The following is a 19714-nucleotide window of genomic DNA, read 5'->3' on the forward strand; positions in this document are numbered from 1 at the left end:
TTGTGCGGCTAATTTGATTTGTTAAAAAGCGTTATAAATCGAAGCAACTTATAACGCAACTAACTCATTTAAAGAACTTATTGCGCTGTTCAAGCCATGGATTATACGGTCGCCCTGGTGCACTTTGCTGATGACGCAAAATTGTTTCACTGGTTGTGGCTTTTTCTTGCGAAAACGTCATTTTGGCTGATGGTCCACCCATCATTTTAATTTCCGTTTCACTTAAGCTTCGGCCAGCAAATAGCGCAGCATTTAAATACCCTGGTTGGGCTGCCCATGTGCCATCGGTTAGCAATAAAAATTGCTCGCCTAATGCAAAACGCTCAGTAATATTTCGACCTGTTTTCTCACAGACTAATTCACCATTAATGTAAACTTTAAAGGTGCCATCAAATGGAGCACTATAAAATACCAGTGCAATTCTGTACCAAGTGTCTGGTAACATTTCACCACAAAAGCCATCAAATCCAACGCCGCCAGTTGTGCGCTCTCCTTCTATTGATTCAAAGCGGATTTCTGCCTTTTTTTCGTCTTCGATTTCACTTTCGTAATTTAGAGATGTTTGTAATAACGGACGGTATTTCGCCACACTTTCACTTGGCCACAATATATCCATTACCAATGAATAATCTGACACCAATCCTTGATCGACAAAATCACCGTTGGCATCGACGTTATGGCGCACTTTTAAGCCTTCGTTTATTTTAAAGCGTGGGAACTTCATAACAGTTGCATCAAAACCTGAAAGACTTGGGATTGATTCTTCAAGTTGCGAAATTTTTTCAAAAATCACCTCATCGCTATAACTTTTACGATCAGGGTTAAACAACTTCATGGTCGATGGACCATAGTCCGCTAAAAATGGATCTTCGCTATTATCAAACTGCCAAAGAGTTATAAATTCATCTTCTTTACAGGCATTTAATTGTGTATCTGTGTCTAAGTGCAAGCATTGGCTGGTTCGATAACGGCCGTATTCTTCAATTACGCGCCAGCTATCATTTAGTGCAGTGGCGTTTTTAAAACTAATGTCGTTAAAAAATAACGTTGGGTTTAGTGCGGCACCTTTATAAAGCGCTACCGTGTAGCTGCTATCTGGATTAAATTGCTGCTCACCAAAGTATTGCCACTGGGGCTGCTGACCCACCATAGACTCTAAATCCGCACCTGACACCTCAACAGAGTAAACCGCATTAAAACCCAATGTATTCGAAGGCTGACGCTCTACCGGAAACGCATCATGTAATTCTTGCTGGGTTACACCACCAGCTTGCCAAGGATACAAGCTAAACGGATCTGCCAAGTCATAAGCACCCAACAAAACAGCATCTACTTTGTGAGTAAACATCAGCGCATCGGCTAGCACTTTTTCAATGTCATTGCGGTCGGGGTAATTTTCAGAAATCGCCACTTTATAGTTTGGATCTTCTAAATAGGTTTTAACAATCTCTGCTATTTTGTTATCAAGCGGTTCATGGAATGTATTGATATCCATTGTGTCAACTTGAATTTCGTCATTTTCAAAACGTACTGGGCGCGACGTTTTATCAAATAAGTTAAATTCGACATCAATCACAGTTGCGCCCATGCCATAAATATCGGGTTCAATCACAATCGATTGATTGTCGTTATACCTATGGATCTGCGGTTTATCATGGCTATGACCACCAAGAATTAAATTAATGTCAGGTACGTTTTGCGCAATGCGATCATCCACCCAACCTAAATGACTGACCATGACAAGATAATCAACTTGCTCACCATAAAAACGTACTAAGCCTTCAGCGACTTCGGTAAATTCATAATCCATTACAAAATTATCAATAAAGTCTGGTAGTGGGCGTTCTTTGTATTCTTTATCAAGTTCATTCCATGGACCTGATGTCATACCTAAAAAGCCAACTTTGACACACCCTAACTCAATGATGCCAAATTTATGTGTCGGAAACCCTGGGGCTTTATCGCCTACGTACTGAGTATTTGACGCAAGCACCAATGCTGTTTCATCTTGAGCATACGCAAGTAGTTCATCTTCTCCCCAAGCGTAGTCATGATTTCCAACAACACGTACATCAAACTCCATCGCTTGTGTCGCCAGTGACGAGGCGCGCCCCATAGATACTTGCTCGGCTACATTACCTTTTTCATAGTCATCACCACCATTAGTAAAAACAGTGTAAGGATTTTCTTCAAGTGAAGTTAAATGCAGTGATTTCAAACGGCTGTATAAGCGCTCTTTATAACCAAATCGCGAGTGCAAATCAGCAACATGCACAAAACGAATGGTTTGTTGTACAGCAGCTGTATTACAGGTTGGGCCAATGGATTTAAACGTAGAAACATTCGGCAATTTACGAATGCTATATATACCTAAGTGATAAATTTCAGCGCTAATAAAATTACCTTCGATTCTCGAATTAAAATTAGGTACCCAGGTATTGTTAACAAGTCTTGCCAGCACATATTGCTGATCCGCTTGATAATCACTTGGTAATGGAATCGTCAGATCCGCTTTATCAAAGAGTGCGGTTTCAATTGGTGTTATCGAATACACTTTCGAAAGCGAATTTTGCGCATCGGGAAAGGCTTGCGATTGCCCTACATCAACTGACAGTGTCAAGCCATCGGCAACAGCGCCAACTTCTAGGTCTAAAGTGCCTGTGCCATCAAAGCGTATAACTCCCCCTTCACTACCTACGGGTACCGGTGTTTGTGCCGCATCTTCACTAACTGATTTGCTAGTTTCGCCTTCACCTACACAACCCAACAACAGCAATGTGCTGAACACATATAGCAATACTCTGAAATACACTTCCTTGCCTCGCGTTTAAATTCGCATTTATGAAAATTAACAAATGGTTAATTTAACAACAATTATTGAAAATATTACATCATAGCTAATAATAAATTCCCAGATTTAAAGAATTAAATTATCTTAAAATGCAAAAAGCCGATGCTAAATAACATCGGCTTTTATAACCATCACACTCAATTACACAGCTGAATCGTTACACTGCTTGCTGAATAATCACTTGCTCAGCTTTTTTAGTATAGTGCGGCATTCTATGAAAATTTAAGTACCGGTATGTATCAGCAGCTGTTGCATTTATCATTGTCGCGTATTCTTGGTACTCAGCTGGCGTAGGTAATTTACCTATAATTGCAGCTACTGCAGCAAGTTCGGCAGATGCTAAAAATACATTTGCTCCCGTACCTAAGCGGTTAGGAAAGTTACGTGTAGAAGTAGACACCACAGTAGATTGGTCTGCAACTCGCGCTTGGTTACCCATACATAACGAGCACCCTGGCGTTTCAATGCGCGCCCCTACACGGCCATAAATGCCATAGTAGCCTTCGTCGGTAAGCTGGTCACGGTCCATTTTGGTTGGTGGTGCAATCCACATTCGTGTTGGTAATTGGCCTTTAAAATTATCAAGTAACTTACCTGCAGCACGGAAATGGCCGATGTTTGTCATACACGAGCCAATAAACACTTCATTGATTTCTTCGCCTTGCACCTCTGATAGCAGGCGCGCATCATCTGGATCGTTTGGCGCACATAAAATAGGCTCTTTGATTTCTGCTAAATCAATCTCAATGATATGGGCGTACTCTGCATCCACATCCGCCGACATAAGCTCTGGATTATCTAACCATTCTTGCATTTTGGTAATTCGACGCTCAATAGTGCGTACATCACCATAGCCTTCTGTGATCATCCACTTAAGCATAACAATGTTCGAGTTTAAGTATTCTTCTATTGATTGCTGTGAAAGCTTCACGGTACATCCCGCCGCAGATCGCTCTGCTGATGCATCAGACAGTTCAAATGCCTGCTCAACAGTTAAATACTCCAGCCCTTCAATTTCCAAAATTCGCCCTGAGAACTCGTTAACTTTGCCTTTTTTCTCTACCGTTAATAAGCCTTGTTGAATTGCATAGTAAGGAATGGCATGTACTAGGTCGCGTAACGTAATGCCCGATTGCATTTCACCTTTAAACCTTACTAATACTGACTCCGGCATATCGAGCGGCATCACTCCCGTTGCAGCGGCAAAAGCAACCGCACCAGAGCCTGCTGGGAAAGAAATACCCAGAGGAAAACGTGTATGTGAATCACCACCCGTTCCCACGGTATCAGGCAACAGCATTCTGTTTAGCCACGAATGAATAATACCGTCACCGGGGCGAAGCGATACCCCTCCTCGATTCATAATGAAATCGGGTAATGTATGATGCGTATTTACATCAATTGGTTTTGGGTAGGCAGAAGTATGACAAAACGACTGCATGGTTAAATCTGCAGAAAAGCCTAAGCATGCTAAGTCTTTTAGTTCATCACGTGTCATTGGGCCTGTAGTGTCTTGTGAACCAACAGTCGTCATTTTCGGCTCACAGTACTGACCAGGACGTACACCTTTAACGCCACACGCATTGCCCACCATTTTTTGCGCTAGCGTGTAGCCTTTGCCTGTATCGGCTGCAGTTGCCGGTTTACGGAATATTGTTTCTTGATCAAGACCAAGTGACGTACGCGCTTTATCTGTTAAACCACGACCGATGATAAGTGGAATACGACCGCCCGCTTGTACTTCATCAAGAATTACTTCTGATTTAAGTTCAAACGTAGAAATTACTTCGTCAGTACCAAAACGTTTAACAACGCCTTCATATGGGTAAATATCAATTTGGTCACCCATATTTAATTCATCAACGGGCAGTTCAATTGGTAACGCGCCTGAATCTTCCATGGTATTAAAGAAAATAGGGGCAATTTTCCCCCCTAAACATACTCCTCCAACCCGTTTGTTAGGCACGAATGGAATGTCATCGCCCATAAACCAAAGCACTGAGTTAGTCGCGGATTTACGAGAAGAACCTGTGCCTACCACATCACCTACATACGCAAGTGGCAAACCTTTTGCTTTTAACTCTTCAAGTTGAGAGATAGGGCCAATTTCACCCGGCTTTTCTGGTTTTATACCTTCACGCTCGTTTTTAAGCATTGCTAACGCGTGTAGTGGGATATCTGGACGTGACCACGCATCTGGCGCTGGAGATAAATCATCAGTATTTGTCTCGCCTGTTACTTTGAACACAGTAACAGAGATTTTCTCGGCAACAGCGGGCCTGTCGGTGAACCATTCAGCATTTGCCCAAGACTCAATCACTTGTTGCGCATATTTGTTACCCGCTTTTGCCTTTTCCTCTACATCGTAAAACGCATCAAACATTAGTAGTGTTTTGCATAACCCTTTTGCCACAATGGGCGCTAACGATTCGACGTCTAGTAATTCAATCATCGGGGCGATGTTGTAACCACCTAACATGGTACCCAGTAGTTCAGCGGCGTATTCTTTTGTTATCAGTGGCGATGATGCTTCACCTTTAGCGACCGCAGCTAAGAACCCCGCTTTCACGTATGCCGCATCATCAACACCTGGCGGTACGCGATTAACGAGTAGATCTAAAATAAATTCATCTTCACCAACCGGTGGGTTTTTAATTAATTCGATAAGTTCAGCGGTTTGCTGTGCATCTAACGGTTTTGGCACTATACCTTGAGCTGCACGCTGCTCGACATGTAAACGATACTCTTGAAGCACAATAATACCTCCTTGGTGACGTGAAATACCTAACATGGCTTGAGTATTTGAACGACTTCAAGCACTTTAATAAACTGTAGCACTTTAATTAAAAGCGTCAGGTATTGGTTAGTTATTCACCTTTAGTATAAGGGTTTTATATTACGATCCAAGGCCAGCATGTTTATGCTTATCATAAGTAACATGAATAGAAAGGGGTTAAAAATTAACTTTTATGAATGATGAACGCCATTGCTGTTCAATTAAATTATATTCTTCAGAAGCGTGTAAGCTCGCTAAGCTTTGCTGTAAACGCTCAACTAGCTGTTTATCAGACCCCTTACTAAGAGCAACATACAACTGAGGAGTACGCCCCAAATCAACAACAGGCACAAAATCGTTTAAATCAAACGCCATTTGCTTACTAAGCGCGATTAAATTGTTTTTCTGCAATACAATCGTATCTACGCGCTATTCTTTAAGTGCGTTAATCGCTTCAGGCCAATGCCTTACCTTCATTACGTTTTTTTCAGGCCACTGATAGCGTGCAACAATTTCATCCATAATGTAATCATCTCTTGCGACGACTAAGGTTAGATTTTGCATTGAATGAATCGTAACGTTTGCCTGTTCACGTGCTTTTAATTGCCATAAAAACAATGAGCTTTTGCTTTGTAGCATTGAGCTATTTGGAAAAACCGGTCCAATCCACTCAAAACTACTTTCACGTTTCTGCGTTCGGCGCATTGAGTAAATTAATACGTTTTTTTCTGTGGTAGCAATATGATAAGCACGGGACCAAGGCAATACTAAATGCTCGGTGGAGATTTGCTCTCGGCGCAGTAATGCCTTAACAATATCGACAGCAACGCCATCGAGTTTTTCCCCTGATTTAACTTGATAAGGTGGAAAATGCTCTGTAACAACCATTTCAAGTTCAACAGCACTTACGCGGGTAGCCACAAATACAACAATCAGTAGTAAAAAACTAAGCCCTGTCCAACCTCGCCACATCGCATGTTCAATAAAAAGAAGACAATACTGTTAGTCTAGGTGAGTGCCAGCGTAAATAAAAGTGTGCCGATTAAAGGAAATAAATAAGCGATGATACGATTAGGCATGCGATATAAAAAAGCGTTACTTGGGTTGCTAGGATCAACAAAAATAAACACTTCTTGGTTATTCTCCAGTGCCGTTAAACAAGACTTATCGTAATCAACAATCACGCTATATTTAGTTTGTTCAAAGCAGTATTGCAGCATCATTTGTTTATCTTTAAAGCTATGAAATGGCATCAAATCTTGTAAACCAACTAATGTGGCTTTCTCTATCGCGCAAGCACGCCAAGAGCGTTTCCGTTGACGGCATAAAAAATAATAACCCCATGGCTCTAAGCCCCACAGCAATATCAACCCGCCAACCAATAACAGCTCTAATTTCATGCCCATTCCCAACTTAGTTAGATAACTTATAAACGAGGTTAGCAGCCACAAGATCGCTAAGTGCTGTACCTACCGATTTAAACAATGTGATGCTGTTTTCTTGCTGCCTGCCTAAAACACGATTAGCACATAAATCGGCTAATTCACCTTTTACTTGCTGTTGGCTAAACGCTCCTTCAGCCATCGGAATTAACAACTCGCCCGCTTCATTTAACACGTTTGTTAGGCCATCCACGTACACCTCACTTTGTGTTACCGTTTGCGTATCGCACTCTCGGCAATGTTTGTGGTGGTTGCCGATTAGGTCAATATGCGTACCAGCACTCAGCCAGCTACCATCAAATAACGGCTCTGGTGAGCCTGTTGCACAACTAATTGTACAGGCACTTGCAATCGTCTCTTTATCAGATTGCCCAGCAACAAATGCAATGTGACTAAATTCGCTTTGTAACTGGCTAATCAAGCTATCTACCTTGTCGCGATTACGGCCAATAATGGTCACTTTACGGTAATTGCGAACTGACAAATGCGCTTTAATCATATAACTGGCAAGGTTACCGCTGCCAAAAAACACTAAATGTTCAGCATCTTCACGTGCTAAATAACGTGCCGCCAGAGCAGAAACCGCAGCGGTACGCCAAAGCGTCACACTGGTGCCATCCACCAGCGCAAGCGGTACACCATGCGCTCGGTCAAATAACATAATTTTTGAATATAAAGACTCAAAACCCGCCTCGCCATTTTGCGGGAAATAAGTAAAGGATTTCACGCCAATCACCTCTTCATCCCACGCAGGTAAAACAGCAAATGCATTATGAGAAGGATCACCCGGCTGTAATTCAAACACTTGTCGCTGTGGCATTAAAAAGTTGCCGGCAAAACTAGTATTAAGTGCATTAATTAAGGCATCAAACGTCAGACTAGATAATACCTGTGCTTTTTCAATTATTTTCATGGCGTATCCACTTAACCTCTTTCAGGTAAAATCATTTGTTTAGGAGCATGAGTTAGTAACTTGTAACCATTTTCAGAAACCAAAATATCATCCTCTAAACGCACACCACCAAAATTTGGAATATAAATTCCCGGTTCAATTGTAATGACATTGCCGGCTTCAAGTTGGTAATCACAGTTAGGTTTTATAATTGGAAATTCATGTAAAAATAACCCTACGCCATGGCCTAATCCTTCGCCTGCAAAATCCGCAAATCCCGCATTTTCAATTACTCGATGACTCGCTTTTAATGCATTAGTTGCAGCGACACCTGAAACTACTTCAGCCATAGCTGCAGCCTGTGCATTAGCGACGGTTTGATAAACCAATTGTTGTTTTTCACTGGCTTCGCCATAAATATAGCTGCGCGTCATATCAGAGCGATAACCATTAATCACTGCGCCAAAATCAAGGGTAATAAAATCACCAACTGCGAGTTTGCTCTCCCCTGGCATACCATGTGGCAAAGATGTGCGTTCGCCAAACAACAAAATTGTGTCAAAGCTCATACCGTTTGAGCCAAGCTTTTGCATGCGATATTCAAGCTCAAGTGCAATATCGCGCTCACTGGCTCCGGTTTTAAAGTAAGGCAAGGTTTCGTTAAGTGCTTGGTCGGCAATCGCTGCTGCAAGCTCAATTTGCTTCACTTCCCAATCATCTTTTACTGAGCGCATACGCTCAACAACGCCTTGTATTGGTGTTAATTGTGCAACTGACAACTCTGCATTTATCGCTTGCCAAGCCCCAACATTAATGTGATCAGCTTCAAAACCGAGCTTAGCACCTTGATCGATAAGGCGATTAAAGCAATGACCTAACGTTTCGTTATCACGGTCGCGACAAATTACTTCAAAGCCTTGGCTTTCGTTTGTAGCTTGCTCTGCGTAACGGTAATCAGTGACTAAATAACCACTCTTTTGATTAATCACTAAATACGCGGCATGGCCGCTAAAACCAGATAAATAGCGAATATTCTCGTAACCAAAAATCAATGCGCTATTGAGTTGTGAACTCGTTAATAAACTGCGAAACGTCGCTTGGCGTGATAAAAATGGGGTATTCATCGGAAAATAAATCCTGTGTTTAATGCATCGTTCTGATCAAAATAAAAAGTGTTTTTACCCACCACATTGGCGTTCCCACTCACTTCTGGGATCACCGCCATGTAATCACCATATTCTAGTGTATCAACTACCTTAACGCTGAACTGTGAGCCTAAAATACTTTCAATCACAACCTCTTGTTGTGCTTCAATTTCGTTTTTAGCAAAGTGAATTGCTGCTCGCCCAGCTACACCCGACCCTGTTGGGCTGCGATCTAACTCACCTTCAGCAAAAATACACACATTGCGGCTATGCGAATCTGGATGTTCCATTTGGGTATGCGAAACAAAAATAGTGCCGTACAAAAAGCTTAAATCAGCTTCAAAAGGGTGGTTAATGCCGGTGTTGGCAATCACCGCTTTTTTAATACGCTTACCCCAATCAATAATTTGATTGCTGTTATCTTGTTTTAGTGACAAACCGATTGTATCCGCATCCACATAGGCATAAAACGCGCCGCCATAGGCTAAGTCAAAAGTCACCGTCCCTAGACCTTCGACTTCTACTTGCTGTGCTTGTAGCGCTAAGAATGAAGGCACATTTAAAAAGCGAATATCGCTGATTTCACCATTATTAACCGTTACTGATGAGCGAATTTGGCCACAAGGCACATCAAAGTTAATCTGATTAACGCCCTCTTGTTTACAGACAACACCCGACTCGATTGCTGCTTTAGATAGCGCAATAATGGCATGACCACACATGGTGCTGTAGCCTTCGTTATGTAAAAACAACACTCCTAAGTCACTGGTATCGCGCTCGGGTTCCACAATCAATGCGCCATACATATCTGCATGACCGCGAGGTTCAAACATCAAGCCTTTTCGTAAATCATCATGATTAGCTAAACAATCCTGACGTTTTGCTAAAATGGTATCGCCTTTTAAAGTAGGGAACCCCGATGTAATAATGCGTAACGGTTCACCACCTGTGTGCATTTCTAGTGTGGTAATTTGCTGCATTACTTTGCTTGGTTGCCAATTAGCAAACGCATTTGTGTTCATACTTAGCTTTCTATATCGAAATCAACATTTGCATACAATATACCTTTGAAAATATTAAAATCAATATAAAGCCCGCTGGAGTGTGCGGTTATTGCTTGAAAGGGTTACTAAATGCTTTGTTTTTAATAAAGTTTTCGTCAGTTAAAGTATGTAGAAATGCCACTAAGTCTTGTTTTTCTTGTTCAGTTAACTGAAAACCTTTAATAAATGCACTTTTATATGGATTTTCACGGCCATCACCGCGATGCTTGCCAGTTGTAATATTACGTCCTGCATCGGCATAGAAATCAATTACTTGCTCTAACGTTTGTATACTACCATCGTGCATATAAGGGGCTGTTAAGGCGATATTACGCAATGTTGGCGCTCTAAACTTTCCCATATCCTGTGGCGTTTCTGTAATCGCAAACAAGCCTTGATCACTTAGCGGAAAAGCCCCTTTTCCATCAATATTATAAAGGCCTGTATTATGAAATGGGTGACGGTCTAACTGCTGCTTTTTATGGGTAGTTGATTGCGTAAAGTTAAAACCACCATGGCAATGGTGGCACTCTAAACGCTCTGAAAAAAACAAATCCATGCCGCGTATTTCGCTTGCTGTCAGTGCATCATCCTGCATAGCGTAAGCATATTGATCAAAACGGCTTTGAAACGAAATCAAACTACGGGTAAAACTGGCGAGCGCTTTAACTATATGATCGAAACTCGCATCCTCATTACTAAAAGCGCGCTCAAATAATGCGTTGTACTCTGGCGTATTAAAACGTGCTAACACTTCTTCTTCGTGCCCTGTCACCCCCATTTCGAGTGGTGTTTCACCAAATAACGGGAGCAAAACTTGCTGTTCTAATTCCGTCATTTCAGAGTGAGCCCAGGTCAATGTTTTATTGTAAGCAACATTTACTAGTGCCTGCGCATTGCGATGATGTAGCTCACCTGTTGAACCAATCGAAGTTGGGATCATTTCGGCAAATGCCCTATCTTGCTGATGGCATGACGCACAGCTTTGCAGTCCATTTGCTGACAAGTTTTTGTCATAAAATAAGTGACGACCAAGTTCAACTTTAGCATCACTCATGGGATTCGTTGAAGGTACTTGCGGTTCTGGGAAACCCTCAGGTAATTGCCATTTATAGGGCTTACTTGGCTCGCCACACCCAACAAGTAATAGTGCCAACAACAGTAAAGAACGACGCATATTATTCCTGATAAAATATCTTACTTGTTAAGTTAGCAAATAGTTGCTGACACGTTGGATTGGCTTGCTCACTCATACAAGAGCGAGAACGATCCACCTCAGAAAGTAAACGATCCAAATCTAAAATAATTGGTTTTTGCGCATCGAATTGAGCTAGCTCAAACTGATAACGGTTTGGGTAAGTGCACGGTGCAGCTGGCGCGCGTAATCGCGATGCGCTTTTACAGCCGGTACTGCCTAAATGGAAAGCAAAGTCATTGTCGCCATCAAAGCGGAAAAATTTATGGCCCAGCTGCCAACTCCAAAACATTTCACTGATGTTAAGTGGTGATACCGCAGTAAGTGGATTAAGGTGATTTTCATTAAACGGAACCGCCATCGTAAATGATAACTTTTTTCCATCTAAACCATTAGCCATAAGCTCTATTTGCCAACTGCTTTTCTCACAACTTGCGCCAATTAAGGCAACGCTGTTTGATGAAAAATGACTAGGCTTAATTGAGATTGCCGTCTTTGATGCAAATTCTGAGACAAACCACATGAGTGTTTGCCGCTCATCACATGTTTGTTGAACGCCATGTTGTTTTACAACAAATTCAATTTTAGTGGTCGATGGCTCTTTGCATGCAAACAAAAAGCTCATTAACAAAAGTATACAAAATGACCGCAGCAAGGTGGTTTACTCTCTTGATTGATTAGTTACACTGTAATTAATACAGGAACAGGATCCTAACAAAGTTATGATGACTCAGAAACTTACACTGCTAACACTTGCTTTGGCAAGTAGCATTACTAGCCTGAACGCGATCGCACATACAGAACATGATAAGGCCCGCTATGTAACCGAAAACGGAATTGATAAAGGCGACTGCAACAACCCCGTCAGGCCATGTAAATCCATCGCCTACGCAGTATCGCAAGCAAGTAAAGGTGACAAAGTATTGGTCGCTAGTGGTCAATACGAGTTAAAAAATGAATCTGAGCTATTTTATTTACAAAGCGAATTAGTACCTGTTTTAGGCGGTTTTAACCGCTTTGACCACTTTCAAGTACAAAATCCTAATCGCAACAAAACACAAATCGTTGGTGCACCAATAGCCTTGCATGACATGCTGCAAAAAGCTGGTTTTAACGTGATAGCAGATACTAAAAGCTTAACGATTTCAAAACAGCTAAAACAAAAATTAGCGCGTCATCAAGCGCTTTTTGAGCAGCAAAGTAGCACAGCATGTGAAAATGGCCGTGCTGGTTCGTATTCCTGTAACAATGTAGATTTAGTTGCCCACGTACCATTACCAGCAAACACCTCAGGTAATGATATTTGGGGACATGTTGACTTAAATAACGGCATTGAATACGCCATTATGGGGTTCTCTGATGGTATTCGCGTATACAGTTTGGCCGATCCAACAAACCCAACATTAGTTGGTCGTGTCGCTGGCGCAAATACCACATGGCGCGATATTAAAGTGCTGCAATATTACGACCAATCATTAAAAGCCTATCAAGCGTACGCCTATGTAACAGCTGAAGCAAACACTGGCGTGCAGATTATTAACCTAAATAACTTACCCACATCGGTATCGCTTTCTGGTACTAACTTCACAGTGAATAGCGCGCACAATGTGTATATCAGTAATGTTGATTACAGTTTAAATCTGCCACTCAATGGGCAATCTGCAAAAATGCAAATTGTTGGGTCAAATAAATATGGCGGCTCGTTTACTACCTATGACTTAACAACGCCCAACAATCCCAGCAAACGCTTTGATATTGGCTCAACATCACGGGCTAACTACACTCATGACGCCACCAGCATGTCGATAAACGACACCCGAGCGACACGAGATTGCGTTAATTCCAACGGCGGTGTATGCGATGTATTTATCGATTTTAATGAAAATGAAATTCGCATTTGGGATGCAACACAGTCAGCCAATACCGAACGTTTAGGACAAGTAGGCTATGATGATGTCGATAGTAGCAGCCAGTATGTTCATTCAGGTTGGTGGCACGAAAACAAACGCTACGTGTATGTGCATGATGAGTTTGATGAGAATAAAGGCGGTTTAAATACCACAGTTCGTATTCTTGATTTAGCCGATTTAACACAACCAACGATTGTTGGTAAATGGACCGGTAATAACCGCACCATCGACCACAACGGCTTTGTTAAAGGCAACCGTTATTACATGTCTAATTACGAACGAGGTTTAACTATTTTAGATATTAGTGACCCAATCAATCCGCAAGAAGTCGGTTATTTTGATACATTCCCAACATCAGATAATCCATCATTTAATGGTGCTTGGGGCGCTTATCCTTATTTACCGTCTGGCAATATTTTAATCAGCGACATTAATAGCGGCTTGTACGTATTAAAAGATAACACTCGTGATAATAACGTTAATGTAGCGTTTGAAAGCACCGAATTAATTGCTGAGCGCAGTGATGAACTGCGCCTTGTCGTCACTAAGCCATCCGCAGTTAACGATGAAGCTAGTGTTGAATTTGAAATCATCAATGGTAGCGCATTACTTAATAGTGATATGAACCTACGAAATAGCTCTCAAACATTAACTTGGGCAGCCAACGATACAACACCTAAAGTAATTGGTATGGCGCTTACTGATAACGGTGAAACATCACTAAAAGACTTTTATATTCGCTTGCATAACGCATCAAGCAACCTTGAAATCGGTGACAATCGCATTATGAAAGTCACCATTAATGGCCTCGCGAGCCAAGGTAAAGTAGGCTTTGTTCAATCTAGCCGCACTTTTTCTGAAAAAACAGGTGACGTAAATATTGAATTAAGCAGAATGGGTGGCAGCCGTGGTCAAATTACCTTTGACTACCAAATTGAATACCTAACAGCAAGCAATGACGATATTTCATTTGAAAACGGCACGGTAACTTGGAGCGACGGTGATACCGCGAATAAAGCTATCAGCTTTAGCATTACGGACGATCAAGCGATTGAAGAGAGTGAACGCTTTCTTATCAAACTCACCAATAATGATGACAGCTTATTAAGCAATCAGCAGATTGAAATTACCATTTCAGATGATGACAGCAATAGTGCCCCAGAAGTGTATGCTGGCAACGATATTGAAATTGCGACGAACTCAACCACAGTGCTAAACGCAGCTACAGCAACGGACGATCGCACTGAACAACTGACTTATCAGTGGCAACGAGTATCTGGTGTTGCAATTAATATCGCCAATGAAGACAGCTTAACGCCTAGCATTTCTGCCACTAGCGACGCTGGAACTGCCGTCATTTCATTTACTGCTACCGATGAACATGGCGCCAGCAACAGTGATGAGTTAACCATTACCGTTGTTGCACCTGTTGCTCCACCAGAGCCTGAAAAATCAGGTTCATCGAGCGGTAGTTTTCCTATTTACTTATTACTACTGATGTCGCTTCTGGCGATTCGTAGAAGATAAGAAACAGCAAAAGTAAAAAAGCGCCAAACGGCGCTTTTTTGCTTTATGTTGGGGTGCGTTTATTGTTTATTGCGATACAACAAGTAATAAGCACAAGGTAATACCAACATGCTAACCAGTGGACTTATCACCATACCGCCAAGCATAGGTGCTGCAATTTTTTGCATCACCTCACTGCCCGTGCCACTTCCTAACATTATCGGTGTTAAACCAATTACGATAGTCAGTACCGTCATCGCTTTAGGGCGAACGCGCTGTACCGACCCCTGTTTAACAGCAGTTAAAATATCCTTATGTTGCTTTAACGCCTGATTGAGGTAAATCAGCATCACGACACCGAATTCAGCCGCAACACCCGCAAGCGCAATCATACCTACCGCAACCGCAACGGATAATTGATAATCCAGCAAGTAAACAAACCACAATGAGCCCGCCAGTGCCACTGGCAGTGTTAACATCACTAACGTTGCCTGCAATGATGAATTGAATGCAAGGTAGAGAATGATAAAAATAATCGCCAATGTGATTGGGATCAGCAATTCCAATTTACTGGTAACTCTTTCCATATATTCGTACTGGCCAGAAAAACGAATACTGTGCTTGGCAGGCAGCACCAACTCACTATCCAATGCCACTTTAGCAGCCGCAATATAATCACCAATAACCGTATCTGGTGCTAAATCGACAAAAGTCCACGCAATAAAGCGCCCATTTTCGCTTTTAACCATCGCTGGGCCATCTTTAATCTCAATATCAGCAACCTGTTCTAGCGTGACCCACGCGCCCGTTGGCGATAAGAACGGTAAGGTTTTTAGCTCTTCAATTTGGTCACGATAACGGCGTGGGTAGCGCAAATTAATTGGAAAGCGCTCTTTGCCCTGCACCGACTGGCCAATATTAGCGCCACCCAACGCATGTTTTACAAGGTTTTGAATATCAGCAATATTTAAACCATATTTGGCAGCATCTTTGCGCCTTGGTGATATATCAATATATCGCCCTGACTGCGCACGTTCGGCATACGCCGATAGCGTACCCGGTACATTCGCTAAAATGCGTTCCACATCACGGCCTATTTGCTCAATTTGCGCTAAATCATCGCCCGAGATTTGAATACCAACTGGAGTTTTAACACCTGTTGATAGCATATCAATACGGGTTTTAATTGGCTGCACCCACGCATTGGCAAGTCCCGGAAAATTCACACTTGCTTGCAACTCAGCAATAATGGTTTCAAGGGTGACTCCTTCGCGCCACTCGCTTTTTGCTTTTAACTGAATGGTGGTTTCAAGCATGGTGAGCGGCGCAGGATCGGTTGCGGTTTCCGCACGGCCTACTTTACCAAATACGCTAAGTACCTCGGGCTGAGTTTTAATTAAGCGGTCGGTTTGTTGTAGTATTTCACCCGCTTCCGCAATGGAAACTCCCGGCAGCGTGGTTGGCATATAGAGTAAATCCCCTTCTTCCAACTCAGGCATAAACTCACTGCCTAATTTAGAAAGCGGGTAATAACTTGATGCCGCAATCACAATAGCAACCAACAGCGTAAATTTAGGTACTTTTAAGCAAAGGTCTAAAATCGGGCGATAGATTGCTACTAACGCACGGGTTAGATAGTTATTTTGTTCATTTGGAATATTACCGCGCACCAAATACCCCATTAACACAGGCACTAACGTCACGCTTAACAGTGCGGCAGCCGCCATTACAAAAGTTTTGGTATAGGCAAGCGGACTAAATAATTTCCCTTCTTGTGCTTCAAGGGCAAACACCGGCATAAAGCTCACCGTAATTAAAATTAGCGAGAAGAAAAGCGCAGGCCCTACTTCCACAGCCGCTTTACTTACTAATTGCCAACGCGCTTTTCCCTTAGCGTTTTCGCCCGTTTCAGCGCGATACTGCTCAAGGTGTTTGTGGCAGTTTTCCACCATAACAATGGCTGCATCAACTAACGCACCAATCGCAATCGCAATACCACCCAAGCTCATAATATTGGCATTAATGCCCATTAAGCGCATTAAAATAAAGCCCGCTAATACCGCTAACGGTAAACAAATCACAGCCACCAATGTTGAGCGTGCATGCATTAAAAATACTAAGCACACCAAGGCAACAACAATCATTTCTTCAATGAGTTTTGACTGCAAGTTTTCAACCGAGCGTTCAATTAAGTTTGAACGGTCGTAAACCGTTACAATCTCAACCCCTTCAGGTAGGCTCGGTGTAATTTGCGCAATTTTAGCTTTCACATTGGCAATGGTTGTTAGTGCATTTTCGCCATCGCGCATCACCACGATGCCACCAACCACTTCACCTTCACCGTTTAATTCGGCAATGCCTCGGCGCATTTGCGGGCCCAAACGAATAGTCGCAACATGTTCTAGCAATAACGGGCTACCGTCATCATTTATTATGCCTAAGGGAATGGCTTTAAACGCAGTTAAATCGGTTAAAAAACCGCGACTGCGCACCATGTATTCGGCTTCTGCCATTTCAAGCACCGAACCGCCCACCTCACTATTGGCATTTTCGATTGCTAACTTTACTTGTGTGAGTGTTACGCCGTACTGCATTAATCTAAGCGGTTCCACAACCACTTGATAACTTTGCACCATGCCACCAACGGTAGCTATTTCACTCACTCCAGCCACTGACTGCAATTCATACTTTAAAAACCAATCTTGCAAAGTACGTAACTGGGCTAAGTTTTGTGTGCCGCTTTTATCTATTAAAGCGTATTGATAAACCCAACCGACCCCTGACGCATCTGGCCCTAAGGTTGGCTTAGCATCACTTGGCAAATTAGCGGTAACTTGGTTTAGGTATTCCAACACGCGCGAGCGCGCCCAATACAAGTCGGTATCATCTTCAAAAATAATGTAAACGTAAGAGTCACCAAAAAAGCTAAAACCTCGCACCGTTTTTGCTTTTGGTACCGCCATTAAACTGGTTGATAACGGATAAGTTACTTGCTCTTCAACTACTTCAGGTGCTTGCCCCGGAAAGCTGGTTTTAACAATAACCTGCACATCCGATAAATCAGGAATGGCATCAAGCGGTGTTTGTTTTACTGAATAAACACCAAGAATCGCTAGCATGGCAGCTAATAACAGCACCAATACTTTGTACTTTAAACTGGTTTGAATAATCCACTGCAACATAATCGCCTCCTAGTGTTGATGCGACTGCATTGCTTTAGCTGGTTTGCCATCTTGGCTCATTTTCAAAATAGCCGAGCGAATATTCGATTCGCTATCTATTAAGAATTGGCCAGAAGTTACCACCTGTTCACCTTGTGCTAGCCCTTGCATAATTTCAGCACGGCCTTGGGTAACCATACCCACCATCACTTCGCGAGAGACAAACGTGCCATCGTGTTGCTCTACAACGACGCGATTTTGTTTACCGGTGCGAATAAGCGCTTCAACGGGAATATTAAGTACATCTTCTTTGGGGCCACCATAAATACGTACATTCGCTAGCATATCTGGCTTAAATGAACCGCTTTCATTATTTAAAGACAACCTAACCTTTAATGTACGGGTTTTAGGATCAAGCGCTGGATAGATATATTCAATCTTACCTTCAATGGCGTACACACCAATCGCTGGTAGGTCAAACTCAACCCACTTACCATTTTCCACCCAATCAATTTGATGCTCAAACACATCGGCTAACACCCACACCTCGGAAAGATCCGCCAAGGTCATTAGCTTTACGGTTGGCTGCACATACATACCTTCACGAATGCCGAGTTCAGACACTATCGCGTCATGGGGCGCATAGTAAGGCACGCGAAACAGTGACTCTTTAGTTTTCTCAACTTGGTCGATTAGTTTTTCAGACATACCTAATAAACGTAAACGTGTGCGACTACGTTCTTTTAGGCCTTTATTCGTTGGATTTGTTTTAAGCAGAGATAAATAATCGTCTTGAGCAACAATTAATTCAGGTGCATAAATTTCATAAAGTAACTCACCCTTTTTAACGCGTGCACCTAAAGTTTTTACTTGTAGGTTCTCAACCCAGCCCGTTGCTCTTGGGTGAATATGAGTTAGGCCATTTTCGTCATACTCAACCTTGCCAAAAGTCTCAATAAAACGCCATAAAGTAGAGCGCTCAACTGCGGCTTTAGTTAACGCCATGCTCTGCTGAGTATGACCTGACACTGAAATAGCCACTTCTTCACTACTTTCAGGCGCAGAAAGTTCCACTAAGTCCATGCCACAAATAGGGCATTTACCTGGGTGATCTTTAACGATATGGCTGTGCATCGGACAGACAAACTTGGTGCTTTTAGCGGGTGACTGTGTCAATTCATTTACCAAATTCGGCGATGACACGTTGGCAAAACTCAGGCTTGCAAAAAGCACTAAGCAAATAACTAATAAATTTTTCATAGATTGGGTTCTCAATTCAAATAAATAAGGTGTATTTGACGGTACAAATACGGCTTAAAAAATTGAATTAAGCTATTGGCGGTATAATGCTAACTTGCAGTGGTGTTGGGTAGTTTGAAAGCCCAATAGTAAGATAAGCGAGCTCTTTTGCTATTGGCTCAGAAAAAGCAAATGCCGAAAAAACACAACACGACGTATGACATTTCGCGCTGCAATCATTACAGGTTTCGCAATCATGCTTTACCATTTCTTGCTGCATCTGACTATCATCACAACAACTGTGATTTGAACTTTCCATGCTTTTTTCTACTTGATGCATTTCAGCGCACGACATTTCGTCCCCTTGCATACTGTTTGTTGCAAGTGGATTTAGAAAAACACTGAAAATTAGCATTAAATATAAAATTCGCATAACGCAAAAAGTATACGTGATTGTATAAAACTTAGCTAGCCCCAAGGTGATGCCTGTTGTTCCTGCAACTTCGTTTTATAACGCAAATCCGCAGATCCAAGATACTAAAGATCAATACCAA

Annotated in this window: 14 protein-coding genes; 1 reads left to right on the plus strand and 13 read right to left on the minus strand. The window is 42.2% G+C overall.

What is annotated here, in order from left to right; genetic code table 11:
- Positions 1-64: 64 nt before the first annotated feature.
- The 10 genes from ACXAFE_RS13125 to ACXAFE_RS13170 all read right to left on the minus strand — a co-directional run bounded on the left by ACXAFE_RS13125 (position 65) and on the right by ACXAFE_RS13170 (position 11969).
- The gene (locus tag ACXAFE_RS13125; protein WP_475153331.1) at positions 65-2812 is read right to left on the minus strand and encodes a metallophosphoesterase; all 2748 of its coding nucleotides are present in this window, start codon (positions 2810-2812) and stop codon (positions 65-67) included.
- Positions 2813-3008: 196 nt separating this feature from the next.
- Entirely contained in the window at positions 3009-5606 is a 2598-nt protein-coding gene (gene acnB / locus ACXAFE_RS13130; protein WP_475153611.1) for a bifunctional aconitate hydratase 2/2-methylisocitrate dehydratase, read from the minus strand.
- Between the two features lie 198 nt (positions 5607-5804).
- Complete coding sequence (locus tag ACXAFE_RS13135; protein ID WP_475153332.1) at positions 5805-6038, minus strand: hypothetical protein; 234 nt, start codon at positions 6036-6038, stop codon at positions 5805-5807.
- An 18-nt stretch (positions 6039-6056) separates the two neighbouring features.
- Positions 6057-6599: a transporter substrate-binding domain-containing protein gene (locus tag ACXAFE_RS13140; protein WP_475153333.1), complete on the minus strand. Its 543-nt coding sequence runs from the start codon at positions 6597-6599 to the stop codon at positions 6057-6059.
- A 35-nt stretch (positions 6600-6634) separates the two neighbouring features.
- Positions 6635-7027 carry a DUF3592 domain-containing protein gene (locus ACXAFE_RS13145; RefSeq protein WP_475153334.1) on the minus strand — a complete coding sequence of 131 codons (393 nt, stop codon included), beginning with the start codon at positions 7025-7027 and terminating at the stop codon, positions 6635-6637.
- A 13-nt stretch (positions 7028-7040) separates the two neighbouring features.
- Positions 7041-7982: a bifunctional Delta(1)-pyrroline-2-carboxylate/Delta(1)-piperideine-2-carboxylate reductase gene (gene lhpI / locus ACXAFE_RS13150; protein ID WP_475153337.1), complete on the minus strand. Its 942-nt coding sequence runs from the start codon at positions 7980-7982 to the stop codon at positions 7041-7043.
- A gap of 11 nt (positions 7983-7993) precedes the next feature.
- Entirely contained in the window at positions 7994-9085 is a 1092-nt protein-coding gene (locus tag ACXAFE_RS13155; protein WP_475153340.1) for a M24 family metallopeptidase, read from the minus strand.
- Positions 9082-10128 carry a proline racemase family protein gene (locus tag ACXAFE_RS13160; RefSeq protein WP_475153342.1) on the minus strand — a complete coding sequence of 349 codons (1047 nt, stop codon included), beginning with the start codon at positions 10126-10128 and terminating at the stop codon, positions 9082-9084. The genes ACXAFE_RS13155 and ACXAFE_RS13160 overlap by 4 nt, the downstream gene beginning before the upstream one ends.
- A gap of 88 nt (positions 10129-10216) precedes the next feature.
- Positions 10217-11326 carry an MbnH family di-heme enzyme gene (locus tag ACXAFE_RS13165; RefSeq protein ID WP_475153345.1) on the minus strand — a complete coding sequence of 370 codons (1110 nt, stop codon included), beginning with the start codon at positions 11324-11326 and terminating at the stop codon, positions 10217-10219.
- A gap of 1 nt (position 11327) precedes the next feature.
- Positions 11328-11969, minus strand: coding sequence for an MbnP family protein (locus tag ACXAFE_RS13170; protein ID WP_475153347.1), 642 nt, complete (start codon positions 11967-11969; stop codon positions 11328-11330).
- 97 nt (positions 11970-12066) lie between these two features.
- On the opposite strand from ACXAFE_RS13170, the gene ACXAFE_RS13175 reads away from it, so the two are divergent.
- Positions 12067-14781, plus strand: coding sequence for a choice-of-anchor B family protein (locus tag ACXAFE_RS13175; RefSeq protein ID WP_475153348.1), 2715 nt, complete (start codon positions 12067-12069; stop codon positions 14779-14781).
- 59 nt (positions 14782-14840) lie between these two features.
- On the opposite strand, the gene ACXAFE_RS13180 is transcribed toward ACXAFE_RS13175, so the two are convergent.
- From ACXAFE_RS13180 to ACXAFE_RS13190, 3 genes are all read right to left on the minus strand, one after another.
- The gene (locus ACXAFE_RS13180; RefSeq protein ID WP_475153350.1) at positions 14841-17942 is read right to left on the minus strand and encodes an efflux RND transporter permease subunit; all 3102 of its coding nucleotides are present in this window, start codon (positions 17940-17942) and stop codon (positions 14841-14843) included.
- A gap of 9 nt (positions 17943-17951) precedes the next feature.
- Entirely contained in the window at positions 17952-19181 is a 1230-nt protein-coding gene (locus ACXAFE_RS13185; protein ID WP_475153352.1) for an efflux RND transporter periplasmic adaptor subunit, read from the minus strand.
- 67 nt (positions 19182-19248) lie between these two features.
- Entirely contained in the window at positions 19249-19515 is a 267-nt protein-coding gene (locus ACXAFE_RS13190) for a hypothetical protein (protein ID WP_336435743.1), read from the minus strand.
- Positions 19516-19714: the final 199 nt, after the last annotated feature.

Source organism: Pseudoalteromonas sp. ABV4_021, assembly GCF_056159365.1.

Coding starts and splice junctions, on each gene's coding strand:
- ACXAFE_RS13140 (WP_475153333.1), bottom strand. CDS start 6,599: ATGTGGCGAGGTTGGACAGGGCTTAGTTTTTTACTACTGATTGTTGTA.
- ACXAFE_RS13145 (WP_475153334.1), bottom strand. CDS start 7,027: ATGAAATTAGAGCTGTTATTGGTTGGCGGGTTGATATTGCTGTGGGGC.
- lhpI (WP_475153337.1), bottom strand. CDS start 7,982: ATGAAAATAATTGAAAAAGCACAGGTATTATCTAGTCTGACGTTTGAT.
- ACXAFE_RS13155 (WP_475153340.1), bottom strand. CDS start 9,085: ATGAATACCCCATTTTTATCACGCCAAGCGACGTTTCGCAGTTTATTA.
- ACXAFE_RS13160 (WP_475153342.1), bottom strand. CDS start 10,128: ATGAACACAAATGCGTTTGCTAATTGGCAACCAAGCAAAGTAATGCAG.
- ACXAFE_RS13165 (WP_475153345.1), bottom strand. CDS start 11,326: ATGCGTCGTTCTTTACTGTTGTTGGCACTATTACTTGTTGGGTGTGGC.
- ACXAFE_RS13170 (WP_475153347.1), bottom strand. CDS start 11,969: ATGAGCTTTTTGTTTGCATGCAAAGAGCCATCGACCACTAAAATTGAA.
- ACXAFE_RS13175 (WP_475153348.1), top strand. CDS start 12,067: ATGATGACTCAGAAACTTACACTGCTAACACTTGCTTTGGCAAGTAGC.
- ACXAFE_RS13180 (WP_475153350.1), bottom strand. CDS start 17,942: ATGTTGCAGTGGATTATTCAAACCAGTTTAAAGTACAAAGTATTGGTG.
- ACXAFE_RS13185 (WP_475153352.1), bottom strand. CDS start 19,181: ATGAAAAATTTATTAGTTATTTGCTTAGTGCTTTTTGCAAGCCTGAGT.
- ACXAFE_RS13190 (WP_336435743.1), bottom strand. CDS start 19,515: ATGTCGTGCGCTGAAATGCATCAAGTAGAAAAAAGCATGGAAAGTTCA.